At 56.3% G+C, this 15,227-nt stretch carries 11 protein-coding genes and 1 tRNA gene; 5 read left to right on the forward strand and 7 right to left on the reverse strand.

Annotation, left to right across the window (positions count from 1 at the left end; genetic code table 11):
* Positions 1–59: 59 nt before the first annotated feature.
* Positions 60–1,559 (forward strand): nicotinate phosphoribosyltransferase, encoded by a 1,500-nt coding sequence (locus G512_RS20375; RefSeq protein WP_051269099.1) that lies wholly within the window; start codon positions 60–62, stop codon positions 1,557–1,559.
* 14 nt (positions 1,560–1,573) lie between these two features.
* On the opposite strand, the gene G512_RS0107945 is transcribed toward G512_RS20375, so the two are convergent.
* Together G512_RS0107945 and G512_RS0107950 are read right to left on the reverse strand one after the other, a co-directional pair.
* Positions 1,574–2,596 carry a Gfo/Idh/MocA family protein gene (locus tag G512_RS0107945; RefSeq protein WP_028481263.1) on the reverse strand — a complete coding sequence of 341 codons (1,023 nt, stop codon included), beginning with the start codon at positions 2,594–2,596 and terminating at the stop codon, positions 1,574–1,576.
* A gap of 21 nt (positions 2,597–2,617) precedes the next feature.
* Entirely contained in the window at positions 2,618–3,799 is a 1,182-nt protein-coding gene (locus G512_RS0107950; RefSeq protein ID WP_143181385.1) for an AGE family epimerase/isomerase, read from the reverse strand.
* A gap of 238 nt (positions 3,800–4,037) precedes the next feature.
* Here G512_RS0107950 and G512_RS0107955 point away from each other — a divergent pair, with 238 nt between their 5' ends.
* Positions 4,038–4,394: a hypothetical protein gene (locus G512_RS0107955; protein ID WP_028481265.1), complete on the forward strand. Its 357-nt coding sequence runs from the start codon at positions 4,038–4,040 to the stop codon at positions 4,392–4,394.
* 53 nt (positions 4,395–4,447) lie between these two features.
* Here the strand turns inward: G512_RS0107955 and nagE are convergent, their stop codons facing one another.
* The 3 genes from nagE to G512_RS0107970 form a co-directional block, all read right to left on the reverse strand.
* Entirely contained in the window at positions 4,448–6,151 is a 1,704-nt protein-coding gene (gene nagE / locus G512_RS0107960) for an N-acetylglucosamine-specific PTS transporter subunit IIBC (RefSeq protein WP_028481266.1), read from the reverse strand.
* Positions 6,152–6,219: 68 nt separating this feature from the next.
* Complete coding sequence (gene ptsP / locus G512_RS0107965) at positions 6,220–8,778, reverse strand: phosphoenolpyruvate--protein phosphotransferase (RefSeq protein ID WP_028481267.1); 2,559 nt, start codon at positions 8,776–8,778, stop codon at positions 6,220–6,222.
* Positions 8,778–9,671, reverse strand: coding sequence for an N-acetylmuramic acid 6-phosphate etherase (locus G512_RS0107970; protein WP_028481268.1), 894 nt, complete (start codon positions 9,669–9,671; stop codon positions 8,778–8,780). Before G512_RS0107970 ends, ptsP begins: the two co-directional genes overlap by 1 nt.
* A 300-nt stretch (positions 9,672–9,971) precedes the next feature.
* Between G512_RS0107970 and G512_RS0107975 the strand changes: the two genes are divergently transcribed.
* From G512_RS0107975 to nagA, 3 genes are read left to right on the forward strand one after another with little or no spacing between them, the layout of a single operon-like run.
* Complete coding sequence (locus G512_RS0107975) at positions 9,972–10,733, forward strand: GntR family transcriptional regulator (RefSeq protein WP_051269103.1); 762 nt, start codon at positions 9,972–9,974, stop codon at positions 10,731–10,733.
* A gap of 23 nt (positions 10,734–10,756) precedes the next feature.
* Entirely contained in the window at positions 10,757–11,794 is a 1,038-nt protein-coding gene (locus G512_RS0107980) for an SIS domain-containing protein (RefSeq protein ID WP_028481270.1), read from the forward strand.
* Positions 11,794–12,966, forward strand: a complete 1,173-nt coding sequence (gene nagA / locus G512_RS0107985; protein WP_028481271.1) for an N-acetylglucosamine-6-phosphate deacetylase — start codon at positions 11,794–11,796, stop codon at positions 12,964–12,966. Before G512_RS0107980 ends, nagA begins: the two co-directional genes overlap by 1 nt.
* Positions 12,967–13,212: 246 nt before the next feature.
* Here nagA and G512_RS0107990 read toward each other — a convergent pair.
* Together G512_RS0107990 and G512_RS0107995 are read right to left on the reverse strand one after the other, a co-directional pair.
* Positions 13,213–13,288: transfer RNA gene (locus G512_RS0107990), tRNA-Thr, on the reverse strand.
* A gap of 153 nt (positions 13,289–13,441) precedes the next feature.
* Positions 13,442–15,217 (reverse strand): heme biosynthesis protein HemY, encoded by a 1,776-nt coding sequence (locus tag G512_RS0107995; RefSeq protein WP_028481272.1) that lies wholly within the window; start codon positions 15,215–15,217, stop codon positions 13,442–13,444.
* Positions 15,218–15,227: the final 10 nt, after the last annotated feature.

The raw sequence follows: 15,227 nt of genomic DNA on the forward strand, positions 1-15,227 counted from the left end.
GTCCGTATGGCGACGCTGCCTTTCTTGTTTGAAGCTCCAATGAGCTGGAAGGCTTTCCGATGTCATACAAGCCCGGTTTCTTCAACGGTCCGGACGCGGTCGTGTCCGCCATCGATCTCAACAACTTGCTGCTCGACACGGACAGCTACAAGCACTCGCACTACCGCCAATACAAACCGGGCACCCAATTTGTTTCGTCCTATGTTGAAGCGCGGACAGCGAACGGGGCCATTGACTACACAGTGTTTTTTGGTCTTCAGATCGAACTGGCCAAGTTGCAAGGCGAAGTCGTTACAGAACAAGCCATAGCCGAAGCAACACCTTTCCTTCGCGCTCACGGGCTGGAACCGGCGGTCGATGCCTGGCGCCGCATTCAAACCCGTCACAATGGTCGTCTACCCGTACAGATCGATGCGCTACCGGAGGGGACCGTAACCGGTCTGCGCACAGCGCTCATGCGAATCACCAATACGGATCCCGAGTTTTATTGGCTTCCCACGTTTTTGGAAACACGCTTGCTTCGGTCAATTTGGTACCCAAGCACCGTTGCAACCAACTCTCTGTCAACCCTGCGTGAGATTGCCCGACGCATGCAAATCACGGACGGTAACGCGGACGGTGTGGAGCTGAAATTGCATGATTTTGGCGCACGAGGAACGACATCTTTCGAAGCCGCCGGTATCGGCGGATGTGCCCACTTGGTCGCGTCGCGCGGTACCGACACCATCAGTGGTTTGGTGTACGCGCGCAATTTTTATGGCGCTGACATGGCCGGCTATTCCATTCCGGCTTCAGAACACTCAACCATGACCAGTTGGGGGGGCGAGGCTGGCGAACTGGATGCCATGGCAAACATGTTGCAGCAGTTTCCTGATGGAGTTGTAGCCTGCGTCTCCGATAGCTACGACCTCTTCCGCGCCCTTGGTGACTACTGGGGAGACACACTCAAGGAACAGGTTCTGGCTCGTAAAAACGGCTTTCTTGTCGTACGTCCTGACAGCGGTAACCCTTGTGAAATACTCCCCAGCGCCATCGAGGCGCTTGGAGAAAAGTTTGGCTTTACCGAAACCTCAACAGGATATCGCCTGTTAAACGATAAAATACGTGTCATTCAGGGCGATGGGGTCACACCCCAATCCATAATTGACATCATGCAGGCACTGATGAACCACAAGCTGGCTATTGGAAACGTTGCCTTCGGCATGGGTGCAGGCCTATTGCAAAAACTAGACCGAGATACATTCGGCTTTGCCATGAAGGCCTCAGCGGTTTGCATCAACGATACATGGATGGATGTATTCAAGGCCCCCGCAACTTCCGTGGCAGGATTGAAAGCCTCTCGCCCCGGGCGTTTGGCGGTCGTGAAACCCGAACCCGGCATTTACGAAACCGTTCGGCTTGAAGACCTCGGATCTCGTCAAGATCAGTTGGAAACGGTTTTCAAGGATGGCACCGTGACGCGCATTCATCCATTTGAAGAAGTGCGGTCCCGGGCCAGCACCGAATACGATGACATGATGAATGCAAAGGCTCAGGGGCGCTGGTCTGGCACCCGCTGAGCCACACCATTTCTTTAGTCGGAGACTGTTGTGTTGACAGTCTCCCAGGCTTCAGTTGCCTCGGAACGGAAGATCGCGTCGATGATGCGCATATTCAAGATGGCATCTCCGGTCCCATAGGGAAGCTCTTCCTCACCACGCACGACACGGGAGAACAGCTCACCTTGAAGCTGATACTGGTCACAAGCGGGAATGGTCTCGATCTCCAAAGCACCGTCGCCCAACGTTTTTCCGTCATCCAATCGCAAAACCACTTCGCCGCCTTGAGGCGCGTTGTACGGGATAAGTAGTTCGAGACGCTTTTTTGTGCCCAAAAGGTTCAAGCGCTGATAGGGAACGGATTGCGTCGCGACGGAAAACTCCGCTCTCTTGCCATTTCCAAAATCCATAAGTGCGGTAGTCAGGCGGTCCGTGCCAAAATCTGGATGACGGTCCACGAGGCTGATAACCCGCTTCGGATCATTGTCGAAAAAGTAACGCGCCGCCACGATTGGGTAGCATCCAATATCCATCAGGGCACCGCCCCCAACCGACAGTTTGTTGCGGATGTTGTCAGGGTCAGGGTTGTTGTAGGTGAAAACAGATTGAACCAGTAGCAAGTCACCAAGTTCGCCCGCTTCGACAATTTCACGCGCTCTTTGCCATTGCGGGTGACACCGCACCATGAAAGCTTCCATGACGAACCGATCCTCAGGTACGTCCAAAAGCAACGCCGCTTCGTCCCCGTCAAGCGCAATCGGCTTTTCGCAAAGTACATGCTTGCCGGCTTCCGTCGCTTTGAGCGTGTACGGCACATGCATATGGTTAGGCAGTGGATTGTAAATCACTTCAATCTCGGGATCAGCCAGCAGCTCTTCATAGGAGCCATACGCCTTTGGGATTCCAAGGCGTTTAGCGGCAGATTCCGCGCCGGCAAGGTCTCGGGATGCAATCGCGGCCACTTCCATGCCTTGCGCCTTCATCAACGCCGGCACAACCTTTTCCATTCCGATCCGAGCCGTGGAAAGAATACCCCATTTGGTCTTTTTAGTGGTCATCTGAACCTCCCGCACGTCGATTTAGCTTGTTGTCTTTAAGATGTTTCGACTGTCTTGCACCGCATCAAAGCTGACAAGCTCGGAGATGGCACAAACGATATGGTAGAACGTACTCGCGGGAGCATTTTCTTCAATGAAGGTTCCATCCGGCTGCAGCTTGTCCCGCCATAAGCCGGGCGGGACGCCTTCAAAGAACTTCTTCAGCGCCACGAGCGAACGATTCAGCGACTTCACATAGCGCTGTCTTTCATCAGCCTCGCAGATTTCGAGCATTGCGATGGCCGCCTTGATCCATTCCGTCTGCCCCCACATTCGAGCCACAGGATCCGTTACGGCGAACGTATCATCGAGCGCCATAATGACCACATCGTGGTTGGGATCCAACCCGTGACCCTCGCCAATATCATACAAAGCGCGGGCAGCAGCCAGAGCCTGCTCATGTTGGCGCGGCGCCCCCCAGCGCACCAGCAGCCAAGCCCACTCGAATTGATGGCCAGGTTCCAGGCGGCGCCCCTTGTCTCCGGGCATGGGCTCCCATTGCAAGTCAAAAAACTCACGCACAGCCCCCGTTTCGGGGTCGATGAAATGCCTCAAGGCCAATCCCATGAGTTCCTCGGACAAATCACGCCAAGGCCCTTCGGGGTCAACGTGTTCCCAAGCCATTGTGGCTTCCAGCAAATGCATGTGCGGGTTGGAGGCCAGCGGCTCTGAAGGCGGATTGGTTTCATGAAACCCAGCCTCGGAATGGGCATAATGGGCGCGCATGTAGTCATGAATCTGACCGGCAATCTGACGTGCCTCAGCATAATGCACTTCGTCCGCTGCCGCGATGGACGCCAGCCCAAGCAGGGCAAAAGCCTGATTGTACAAATCAAAGGACGCATCCGTCAGCGCACCGGTATCATCCATCAACCCTGCAACATATCCCTCATCGGTTCGATAGGAATCCAACATGCTGTTGAGAGCATGCATGGCAGCAGACTCCCACGGCCCCTGCCACCCCAAACGTCCACCTTCGCAAAACGAATAGATCATCCGCGGATTCACGCGACCGCGGCGTGGTCCTTTCGCACCGCGCCCAGTCAGATCGATCGTCTCGTAGTAACCGCCAAGCACGTGGTCTGCACCTTCAGCCCACCACAGCGGGAGCGCCTTTTCGAAAAGCCATTGTTTTAACTCTAGAATATGCGCATGAGTATCCACTGTCAGGCCTCTTCGGATGCAGGTGTTATGGGCGTCCCAGTTCCTCCGGAACCACAGGGCGCAACTTGAAAAGCGGCCTGCATCCTAGCTACATGAATGATTTCTCACAATAAGTAGCTGAACCGAAATCGCTTTCCCCCTGCGACTTTTTATTGTCTTGGAAAGGGGGGAGCCGAAGTAATCCAGGGGGTTTCAAGTGGCGTATCAAAACATAATTACAAAAGCAGAAGAGGCTCCCATGGCTGGCACGCACGAGGAAATGCTCGACTCCATTCGCTGTGCTTCGGCCATCAGGCTGAGGACCTCGAAAGGTTACACCAATCTTGAGAAGGTTGTTACCTGCATCGCTTTGAACAGAGTGTTCTTGTTGCAGGAAAACCAAACGCGAGGTGATGGCTTCGGAGCCCTCCAGGAAAATCAGCTCGCCATTCTTTTTGTAGACCGAGACCCAGTGATCATATCCACCCGCCAACCGAAAGACTTTGACCGCTTGGCCCCCGTCCTTGCCTGCGCGTGCACCCCATCACCCACAATTGCAAAAGCGCCTCTGCAGGCAAACTGCGTGCTGGAAGTAACATTCAGCACATCACACTAAAAAACGCCCCGCTGATAAAGCGGGGCGTCCATTCGTCTCCCAGTTGGGAAAAATCAGGCAGAAACCATTTCGCCTTTGATTTCAGATGACAGTTGATCTGCAATCGGACCAACGATCACCTGGACAGAGCCAGCTGCAGGCTTCACCACTCCATGCGCACCGAGACGCTTGAGAGCAGCTTCATCTACCTTGGAGCCATCCACCACATTGAGGCGCAAGCGCGTTGCACATGCATCCACATTGGTCAGGTTCGCAGCCCCACCCAAAGCAACCAGATAGCTGGCTGCACGGCTTGCACTCGCAGCAGGACGCGGGGCAGTGCGCTTCAGCGCTTCCTTCACATCACCAGCGAGTTGATCTGCGATAGGACCAACAATCACCTGAACGGAGCCAGCGGCAGGCTTGACCACACCATGGGCGCCCAGACCTTTCAGTGCGGCTTCGTTGACGGCTGCGTTGTCAGCCACCGTGACCCGCAAACGGGTCGCACAGGCATCCACATCCAGAACGTTACCGACACCACCAAGAGCCTGAAGGTAGGAGCCAGCCTGATCATCACCAGCCGCGGCCATGGCGGTACCAGCGACTTCACCAGTCGTTTCAGCTGCTGCTTCGGCAGCAGTTTCGCGGCCCATGGTCTTCAGATCGAAGAACTTAATGGCAGCGACGAAGATGAAGTAGTAGATCGCAAAGAACGCAGCACCAACCGGGATCAACATCAGCGGATTGGTAGAGATACCGAAGTTGATCACGTAGTCGAACAGACCAGCAGAGAACCCGAAGCCGAGCTTCACGTTAAGCAGATCCATCACAACCAGAGACACGCCGGTCAGGATTGCATGGATCAGGTACAGAGCCGGAGCCAGGAACATGAAGGCAAATTCGATCGGCTCGGTGATACCGGTCAGGAAGGAGGTCAGCGCCATGGACGCCAATACACCACCCACTGCCGCACGGTTCTCAGGCTTGGCACACTGGTACATGGCCAGACATGCGGCTGGCAGACCAAACATCATGACCGGGAAGAAACCAGCCATGTAGGCACCTGCAGTCGGATCACCCGCGAAGAAGCGGTTCAGGTCACCAGTGACTACCTGTCCAGCCGAGTTGGTGAAATCGCCCATCAGGAACCAGATGATGTTGTTCAGGATGTGGTGCAAACCGGTCACGATCAACAGACGGTTCAGTGCGCCATAAAGGAACAACCCGATTTCACCCATGTGGGTGATGCCGTTTGTCAATCCGGTCAAAGCTGCATCAAATATGGCCCAACCATAGCCGAAGGCTGCAGCCACGACCAACGCCGCCAGACCGGTGACGATCGGAACAAACCGGCGCCCGCCGAAGAATGCCAGATAGTCCGGCAATTTGATGCTGTTGTACTTGTTGTACATCATCCCGGCGACGACACCCATGATGATGCCTATCGGAATAGCGATGCGGCCTTCCATTGTGCTGGCTGCATCAGGTTCGAGCCCGGCCAGATTTACCGCACCCTGCTGGGCAATGAGGAAACCGACGAGACCGGCCAGACCGGCTGCACCGTGATTCTCCTTTGCAAAGCCGACCGCAATACCAACGGCAAACAACATCCCCAGATTGGAGAAAATTGCACCGCCAGCTGCGGCGACAAATGGAATGTTCAACAAGTCTGGCTGACCGACACGCAGCAGGATTGCTGCCACAGGCAGCACCGCGATTGGCAGCATCAAGGAACGTCCCAAATGCTGGACGCCCGCAAATGCATTATTCGACATTAAAAAGTCCTCCCGCTCTCACTTTCAAAATAAGAGTTGAATTCTGGCTCCACACAACTTGCATGCGATCACGCTCCAGTTTCGCTAGCAAGACGGCGCACATCCTTGGATGTTTGAGCCGTTACAGCGGCCTGGGCCAAAGCCCGACAGTCCGCCAGGTTCAGGGTACGGATCAACGCCTTGACATCAGCGATCACCGCAGGCGTGGCCGACAACTCGGTCACTCCCAGTCCAATCAGGAACGGAACTGCAGCCACGTCTGAAGCTGCACCACCGCACACGGCGACAGTCCGTTCTTTTTCAGCGGCACCGGCAGCAACCTGCTCAATCAGGCGCAGCACACCGGGGTGCAGAGCATCAATGCTCGGCGCAAGAGCTGGATTGCCGCGGTCCATTGCCAGCCCGTATTGCGTCAAATCGTTTGTTCCTATTGAAAAGAAAGCAGCTTCTTCTGAAAGCTGACGTGCTGTCAGGGCCGCTGCCGGCACTTCAATCATGGCGCCGACCTCAATGGGCTCATCGCGCCCCAAGGCCTTGCTTTCTTCCTCGATCATCGCCTTCACGGCGCGCAGCTCGTCAATAGAGGTCACCATGGGCACCATCACCTTGGCCACCCCATAGGGTCGCACGCGCAGGATGGCGCGAAGCTGTGTCCGCAAAAGATCTGGTTGCTGCAGAGTTGCCCGAACGCCACGCACACCCAAAGCCGGATTTTCTTCTTCGGCGATTGGGAAATAGGTCAAAGGCTTGTCACCACCGGCATCCAGCGTCCGAATAATCACCGGGCGGCCCTGCAGCGCATCGGCAATCGCCTGATACTGCATGTACTGCTGATCCTCGGTCGGCGCACTTGAACGCCCCAGATACAGAAACTCGGTACGCAGAAGGCCACATCCTTCAGCCCCTTCAGACAATGCAAATGCGGCATCCTCCACCTTCCCCAAATTGGCAAAGACTTCGATACGCGCACCGTCTGCGGTGTAGCAAACTTCATGCGCCCGCTTCCGGTTCAACTCGCGTTGTGCCGCCCGCGCTGCAGCGGCATCACGTGTTTTTTGCTGTTCCGTTTCACTGGAGAAAACCCGAAGTGTACCTTTGGCCCCATCCAGAATGATCGGCGCGTTTTCCGGAACACGGGCAATATCTGGCCCGACCGCCACCAGGCACGGCACACCCAAGGATTCTGCAATAATCACAGCGTGCGAAGTCTTCCCACCGGCAGCCATGCAAATGCCCGCAAGCCGGCCAGGAGGAACGGCTGTCAACTCGGATGGCAACACTTCGTCAGCAATCAAAACGCCACCTTCAGGAAAGTCTGCAAGCATAGCGCGCGGATCATTCCCGGTCAGAAGCCCCAGAACCTGTTGCTCCAGATCCTTGAGATCGGCCGCCCGTTCTTTCATGCGTGCATCACTCAAGCGCTCAAGCACCCGAACCATGCGCCCGGCGACGAATGTCCAGGCCCACTCGGCGCTCTTGCCCTCTTTGATCAGCTCAAGGGCGCCAGGCACAAGATCAGGTTCCTGCAACAAAGCAGCATGCGCCTGAAAAATACTTGCGGAATGGCTTGCATCTGAAGAAGCCGCTTCAAGCCGTGTCTTCATGGCGTTAATCGCCTCTTGAAGCCGTGACGCCTCCGATGCAGCATCCGATGCTGTTTCAGGAAATTCCGTGCGCTGATGAAACAACCGAACCGCAGGCCCGACTGCGATGCCCGCGACAGCAGTAGTGCCAGCATCCAGCGTGACTTCTTTGTCAGACGCAAACATCTCAACCGACAAATCGACAATCTGTCCGCCTCGGGTTGAAGCTTCGGGTGCCCTGTCTGAAGGAGAAGCACTCAACGTACCTTGTTCCACCACGTCATCACCAAGCCCGGCAGCAATATCGTCCGTCAGCTTTTCAACCAAAGGCCCAGCTCCCGGCCCTTGGGCAGTAACGGTCAGAACATCACCGTGCTGGGTACCCAGGGCCATGAGAGAGACGACACTCTTGCCATTGGCGGTTTGGCCTCTGCATTCGATGGTGACCGCACCAAAAAACTCGCGGGCGGCGTTTGCCAGGGCGGCTGCGGGTCGTGCATGCAGACCGCTGGCAATCATCAACTTCACGTCTTTTGTGGCGATCTCATCGGACTCGATTGTCGTTTCCTCAGCCTGCGGGGCGTCGCCACCATCCACGGCCATCATGAAGTCGCCACTTTGAACTTCACAGTAAACTCGGCGTTCCAGAATGGGATGCGCTTCACCGTTGGCCACAACTATAATGACCTGCAGGCTGCGGGCTTTTTGCGCCACCATGTCCATATCAAAGGAAACAAGCTTGTCGCCAGCTCGGACGGTTTGCCCTTCCTCAACGTGGGGTACAAACCCCTCGCCGCCCATCTCGACAGTATCCACGCCAATATGAAGCAGAATTTCCGCACCGTTGGCGGCCCGTACTGTGCAAGCATGATGAGCCTTGTGAAGCGCAACCACGGTACCATCACAAGGTGCCCGTAGTTCTGCCTCGAACGGATCAACCACCATTCCGTCGCCAATGAGCCCCTCGGCAAAGGCCGGATCCGGCACCTCAGCAAGAGGGCTCGCCCACCCGGCAATCGGAGCCTGTAAACGCACAACGGTCATTATCGACTATCCCCTGAATTCAGTGACCGACGTAATACGCCCCCCGCAGCCTCCAGCCGCGCATCAATTTCATTGTCCGCAACCCCACTCAACCCGAGTACGGCCCGTTTAACGGTGCCATAACGGCCCAGCGCATCAGTTGCATCCGCATCAGATACCTGCGCGATTTGCGCGACCATGGCGGCACAGCGCTTGCGCAATTTCGCATTCTCCGGACGGACGTTGACCATGAGATTGTCATGAATGCCGCCGAGACGGGTCATGAGCGTTGTCGAGAAAAGATTGAACATTACTTTTTGTGAGGTTCCGGCTGCCAATCGGGTTGAGCCCGCCACCACTTCTGCCCCCGTCAGAGCAACAATCATGTGCTGCGCAGCTTCTTCCAATGGTGACCCGGTGTTATTGGCAAAACCAATTGTCAACGCCCCATTGGCGCCTGCAGCCCTCAATGCCTCAATGGTGAAGGCACTGCGTCCGCTTGCCGAAACCCCGACAATGACATCCTCGTCCCCAACGTCGAGATCCGCGACGCGATCAGCGCCAACAGTCCCTTCATCCTCTACCGAATCAGCCATTCCATTGGAGAGATCCAAGCCACTCGGCAAAATGACACGCACCCGGTCATCAGGCCAATCGAACGTGGATCCAAGCTCAAGAGCATCAAGAAGAGAGATGACGCCGGAGGACCCGGCTCCCACATAAATCAGGCGCCCTTCAGACCCACCCAGACGCGCAACAGCAGCATCAACGGCCGCCCCCATATCCCCCAAGGCCGGAAGACATGCAGCAACTGCGCGCATCTGGCCGTCCCATAGAGAGTTCAGGATTTCGGTCGTCTCCCAGGTATCCAATCCGCGATACCGTTCTGCCGCTTTTTCTGTGCCGTCCGACATGTGTCCTCCCAGCGCACGATCTCCAATTGGAGCTATATTGGACTGCTAAAAACCATACCGATGACGTAGACCGGACGCAACCTGTTTTTAATACCAATTTAATACCAGATCCACTCGGTGACATATCTGTCGATCATATAAATCGATCCAAGTCATTGTTTTCATTCGTTATATATCACTACAATTAGCACTAATGCTTATAATTTTAAAAACTATGGTTTGCTACCGAGAAATGAGTTCTTGCAAATTGGTACGGTATTGGTATGCTTAGCCCACTATCGATGCACTCGGAGTAAAACCATGTCGCTTAGAACTCCAGAGGCCGGGGGGATCGAGCCGATTGAGCTCTCGCAAGACCTGCCTTTGCCTTTGTACCTGCAATTGGCAAAGCATCTTCGCAATCAGATCACGAGCGGCAAACTGGCTGAATATGATGCCCTGCCCGGAGAACGCGAGTTAGCCGACCGTTTCGGTGTTTCCCGTGTTACCGTCCGCAAGGCCCTCTCGTCTCTGACCGCAGAGGGACTGTTGAACAAGCGTCAAGGATCCGGGTGGTTCATCAACAGCAGCACTCACGTGGAGCAACGCCTGTCAGCCCTGACCAGTTTCTCAGAGGATATGGCCTCTCGCGGCCTTCAATCGGGAACGGTTTGGCTTGACCGGTCCATCTCCAGAGCCACCCCGGAAGAAGCGTTGTTGCTCAACTTGCGCCCCGGAGACCAGGTTGCTCGACTTAATCGTCTTCGTCTGGCGGACAAGACCCCGCTAGCCATTGAATTGAGTGTAGTTCCCACAAAATACCTGCCGGATCCCTTTGGTTTTGAAGGGTCGCTGTATCAGCATCTACGCAATCTCGGGCATCCACCACACCGCGCCCTGCAACGGCTCAGCGCTGTGAGATTGATTCCCGATTTGGCCCGCCAACTGGAACTTCCGGAAGGCGCTCCAGCTCTTTACATCGAACGCCGCACCTTCCTGGAAGACGGCGCGCCGCTCGAATTCGTCGCCTCACACTACAGGGGCGATGCCTACGACTTCGTCGTTGAACTAAATCTGACCTAAACCCTCTCGGGAAAGGCAAGACTATGACTTTGACCCAAGCAGACCGGACCGCACTCGGCCGGGAGGCGTTGGAAACGCCTGATCGTGTGCGCGCGCAATTTGCAAAGAACGAAGGCGCGGTAAAAGATCTCGCGCAGCGCCTACGCAAATCCCCACCGCGTTTTGTTGTGACGTGTGCTCGGGGAAGCTCCGACCATGCATCCATGTATGGCAAGACACTCATCGAAAATTACGCCGGGCGGGCGGTTGCCTCAGTCGGTATGAGCATCGCCTCAGTCTATGGCCGATCACTGGACTTGAAGGACTCTCTCTTCATCGCCGTGTCTCAGTCCGGTCGCAGCCCAGATTTGTTGCGCCTAACGGAAATGGCCAAGGAACAGGGCGCACTTGTCGTCGGCTTCGTGAATGATGAAACCGCCCCACTTCTGGAACTGGCTGACGTGGCAATGCCACTTTGTGCAGGACCGGAAACGAGCGTCGCCGCTACGAAGTCCTACCTTCTCTCGTGCGCTGCCTTCTTGAAACTGGTGGCCGAATGGACTGAAGACACACACTTGTTGGGTGCCGTTGACCAGCTCCCCGGCGCATTCGATGCTGCCACACAACTGGATTGGGCTCCTGCGCTATTGAAACTGCAGCATGCCCGCAACATGTTCGTGCTCGGTCGCGGTCTCAGTTTTGGTGCTGCGCTGGAAGCTGCGCTCAAAATGAAAGAAACCTCCCGTATTCATGCGGAGGCATTCAGTGCTGCCGAAGTCATTCATGGGCCGCTTGGGCTGGCAGGCACAGGTTTGCCGGTGCTGGCCTTTGGTCAGGAAGATGAAGCAGCGGATACGATTCGCGCAACCATTGCCCGTATCACCGCCTTGGAAGGCGACGTTCTTTCCGCGATCGAAGCACCGGAAGCCGTCAAGCTTCCCACTGTTCCCGGAGTCAACCCGGTCATAGATCCGCTATGCCAACTCCTCAGCTTCTATGTAGCCGTTCAACACCTGGCGCTCACTCGGGGCATTGATCCCGACAATCCACCCAACCTGCGCAAAGTGACGGAGACACGCTGATGAAACGCTTTCTAACCGGTTGCCGGATTTTTACCGGCGAAGCACTTTTATCCGGCCACGGCGTGTTGGTGGCAAACGGCAGGGTTGAAGCGCTGCTTCCAGCAGACGCAAAACCCGAAGGTGCAGAAATCCTGCGCCTGTCACCGGATGCACTCCTGACACCCGGCTTCTTGGACCTGCAAGTCAACGGCGCAGGGGGCGTCCTGTTCAATGAAACGCCGACCGTGGCCGCCGCCCATCGCATTGCCGAAGCTGTCCGTCCCTTTGGCGTAACCGGCGTTTTGCCAACACTCATTACCGACAAAAAGGAAGCCTTGGACGCCGCTTGTGGTATTACCGCGGATGCAGCCAGTGTTACAGGTTCTGGCGTGCTTGGAATTCATGTAGAAGGACCGTTCATCAGCAAAGAGCGGAAGGGGGTTCATAATCCGGACTTCATTCGCGCACCTAGTGAAGAGGATCTGGAAACACTCAAGGCGCTTGCCAACAAACTTGCCCCTCACAACGCGCGTGTCCTGCTGACAGTCGCGCCAGAAAATGTGAGCGACGCATCACTGGCAGATCTGGCCAAGGCGGGCGTTGTACTTGCTGCCGGCCATACAGCCGCCACCTATGAACGCATCGAAGAAGCCACCCACATGGGGGTGACCGGCTTTACCCACCTGGGCAATGCCATGCCGCCAGTCCAGAACCGAGCGCCCGGCCCCGTCGCTGCCGCCCTCGCGGGCCGAGATACATGGTGCGGCCTGATCGCAGACGGGCACCATATCCACCCCGGTCTAATGAAGGTGATGCTTGCCGCCAAGCCGGCAGGAAAGATCTTCCTCGTGACCGATGCAATGCCCCCTGTAGGAACCGACGCGGAAACCTTCATTCTCTATGGTCAGACGATCTACCGCCGGGATGGCAAACTCACCACGGAAGACGGCACGTTGGCAGGTGCGGATATTGATATGGCCAGCGCCATACGCAATTGCGTCAAGCTGCTCGGCCAACCTTTGACAGAAGCACTACGCATGGCATCTCTCTATCCTGCGGCCTATCTGGGACTTGAGCGCACATACGGGCGCATCGCACCTGGCTTTGCAGCGGACTTCGCAGTGATCACTGAAGACGTAGAACCCTTGGAAACATGGGTGCAGGGTGCGGTCGTTTGGTCAAAAGACGGCTAGAGCCTACTACAAGGGCATGCGGCACCTTACCCCAGGACACGCCGCACACCATGCCCCGCGCTCTCCACGCCGGGCAACATATATAACCTCCCTAGCGATGCGAGTCGCACCTTATCGGCAGCCTTCACCTAGGCTGCCGTTTTTTTATCTACCGAATATAGTCGCGCAAATCTCAAAGCACGCTGACGCCTCGCCGATTATTGAATACGACGCTACTTCGCTACAAAAACAGATTGATAGGAAAACTGGTGCCGCTGATAGGACTCGAACCTACGACCCACGCATTACGAATGCGTTGCTCTACCAACTGAGCTACAGCGGCGCACGGCATCCGGACCAATGTCGACGGACGCGGCGAGTTCCAGCTTGATACCCAAGCGATCTCGAAGATGCAAGAGGGAAAAGCACCGATTTTTTGGGTCTCCACCAGCAATCAACATGCGGAAAACATCGGCGCTTTGTCCTGCCCATCTGCTCACGCCTCGTAGACGGCAGCCCCCTTCTTTTTGGGTGCTTCGTCATCTTCATCCCCATCCGGCCCGGGATCGTCTGGCAAATGGGATAGCGGAAACTCAACCAGTTTGCCGTCCTTCATCTTGGGGCCATCTGGCTTGCGTGCCTGATCTTCCTTTGGAGGTTGGTCTGTCTCAGGAATGACGACCAGATCCACCTCAGCCTCAGCGGCTTCAGCGGGACGCGGCGCGTCTGCCTTTGGGGCATCTTTGTCTTGTTCTGTTGTCTTTTCACCAGAGTGACTACCCGCTTCAGCCTCCGCATCTTTTGGGTGCTGGCGAACCTCGTCGGCAGACTCGTCCGAAGACGCTTTGTCCCCGCCCAAGTTTTCGGGATCGGCATGCGCAACCTCAGCTTCCGCCGTTGCGGGCGCAGCTGTGGCATTCGGGGCCGTTAACACCGGAGGCTCAAACAGCGCGTCATCCAAGGGCTCGAGCGTAATGGCCTCTTCTTCACTGGTTTCCGGCTGCTTCCATTCATAGGCGTCCAACCGTCCGGTCTTGGGCGAAACCGGCGCCCAATGAGCCGAAATCATGCCATCAGCCACCCACATCTTGTCCTGAGGTGCACGTACGGCACGGCTCATCCACTCGCGAACGCGACCCTGGTCGCCGTATTCCATCTCTTCCAGATCAGCCATCAACAGGAAAGCGCGCTGCGTCGGCTCGGAGCGCAGCACCTTCTTCAATTGCGCACGAGCTTCGTCAAATTCATGCGCATCCATGGCTGCAACGGCAACCGCCATCGCGCCCTCACCTGAATGCGCCCGCAAGGACGCCAGATGCTTGACGCGGTTGAGACGATCCAGAACGGAATCACCCGGACGGACATGGGCATAGGCATCTGCCAGATCCGGATGAGGAGCTTGCTTCCAGGTCGCTTCAATAATCTTGGAGGCCTTGCGAATATCGCCGCGCCGGGACGCCAAACGCGAGGCCACGAGAGCCGCAGGCACGAGATCGGTAGCCAAACCATGCGCCTCAACCGCAAGCGTGCGGGCTCGGTCCGGGTTTTCACTTTCCAGCTCCAGAGCGCGCGCCGTCAGCAAGACGGCCTTGTGCCTGCGATAGGTCTTCTTATCGATCAGTTTGCCAGAATAGTTCCGGTTCAGCGTGGCAATCGCGGCTTCCCAATCGCCAGAAACGGCCTGATAGCCGAGCACCGCCTTGCCAGCCCATTTGAGACCAGGCACCAGAGAGGACGCTTCCTCTGCAAAATGGCGAGCGGCAACAGGCTCTTGAGCCTGCTCTGCTTCAATGAACAAGCCATGCAGCCCTACAGCCTTCGCACGTGGATCTTCCAACATCGCTTCAAACCGCTTGCGGCTTTCAGCATGATCGCCAAACATCTGGGCCGCCTGTGCCAGCAACAGCTTCGCTGCAGGCTCATCACCTTTCAAAAGTTTGTCGGCCTGCAGGCCATGCTTGCGCGCGGTATACGCATCTCCAGCCCCAAGTGCCATAAGGCCCTGCGAGAGCGCATCAAATCCGCGATCCTTGCGTCGCCGCTGCATGAAACGACCGGTAATGGAGGGGAACTTCCAGATAAACCGAAATAATCCCCATACGACAACAGTAACCGCTAGCAAGGTGCCCAGTGCCACTAGCGTTGTGAGCAAGCTGGCCTGGATGCGATAGCCCTCCCAGTCCAGCGTCACAATGCCGGGCCGGTCAGCGATCCACGCACCGCCCAGCGCGAGCACGAAGACAACAGCGAAAAAGAACAGTACGCGGATCATGCCGTCAGAT

Source organism: Pseudovibrio exalbescens DSM 16456 (genome assembly GCF_000422785.1).
Classification (GTDB): domain Bacteria; phylum Pseudomonadota; class Alphaproteobacteria; order Rhizobiales; family Stappiaceae; genus Pseudovibrio; species Pseudovibrio exalbescens.

Excerpts from the sequence above, each read along its gene's own strand:
- G512_RS0107980 (WP_028481270.1), top strand. The coding sequence starts at position 10,757 with ATGACTTTGACCCAAGCAGACCGGACCGCACTCGGCCGGGAGGCGTTG.
- G512_RS0107995 (WP_028481272.1), bottom strand. The coding sequence starts at position 15,217 with ATGATCCGCGTACTGTTCTTTTTCGCTGTTGTCTTCGTGCTCGCGCTG.
- G512_RS0107970 (WP_028481268.1), bottom strand. The coding sequence starts at position 9,671 with ATGTCGGACGGCACAGAAAAAGCGGCAGAACGGTATCGCGGATTGGAT.
- nagE (WP_028481266.1), bottom strand. The coding sequence starts at position 6,151 with ATGTCGAATAATGCATTTGCGGGCGTCCAGCATTTGGGACGTTCCTTG.
- G512_RS20375 (WP_051269099.1), top strand. The coding sequence starts at position 60 with ATGTCATACAAGCCCGGTTTCTTCAACGGTCCGGACGCGGTCGTGTCC.
- ptsP (WP_028481267.1), bottom strand. The coding sequence starts at position 8,778 with ATGACCGTTGTGCGTTTACAGGCTCCGATTGCCGGGTGGGCGAGCCCT.
- G512_RS0107945 (WP_028481263.1), bottom strand. The coding sequence starts at position 2,596 with ATGACCACTAAAAAGACCAAATGGGGTATTCTTTCCACGGCTCGGATC.
- G512_RS0107955 (WP_028481265.1), top strand. The coding sequence starts at position 4,038 with ATGGCTGGCACGCACGAGGAAATGCTCGACTCCATTCGCTGTGCTTCG.
- nagA (WP_028481271.1), top strand. The coding sequence starts at position 11,794 with ATGAAACGCTTTCTAACCGGTTGCCGGATTTTTACCGGCGAAGCACTT.
- G512_RS0107975 (WP_051269103.1), top strand. The coding sequence starts at position 9,972 with ATGTCGCTTAGAACTCCAGAGGCCGGGGGGATCGAGCCGATTGAGCTC.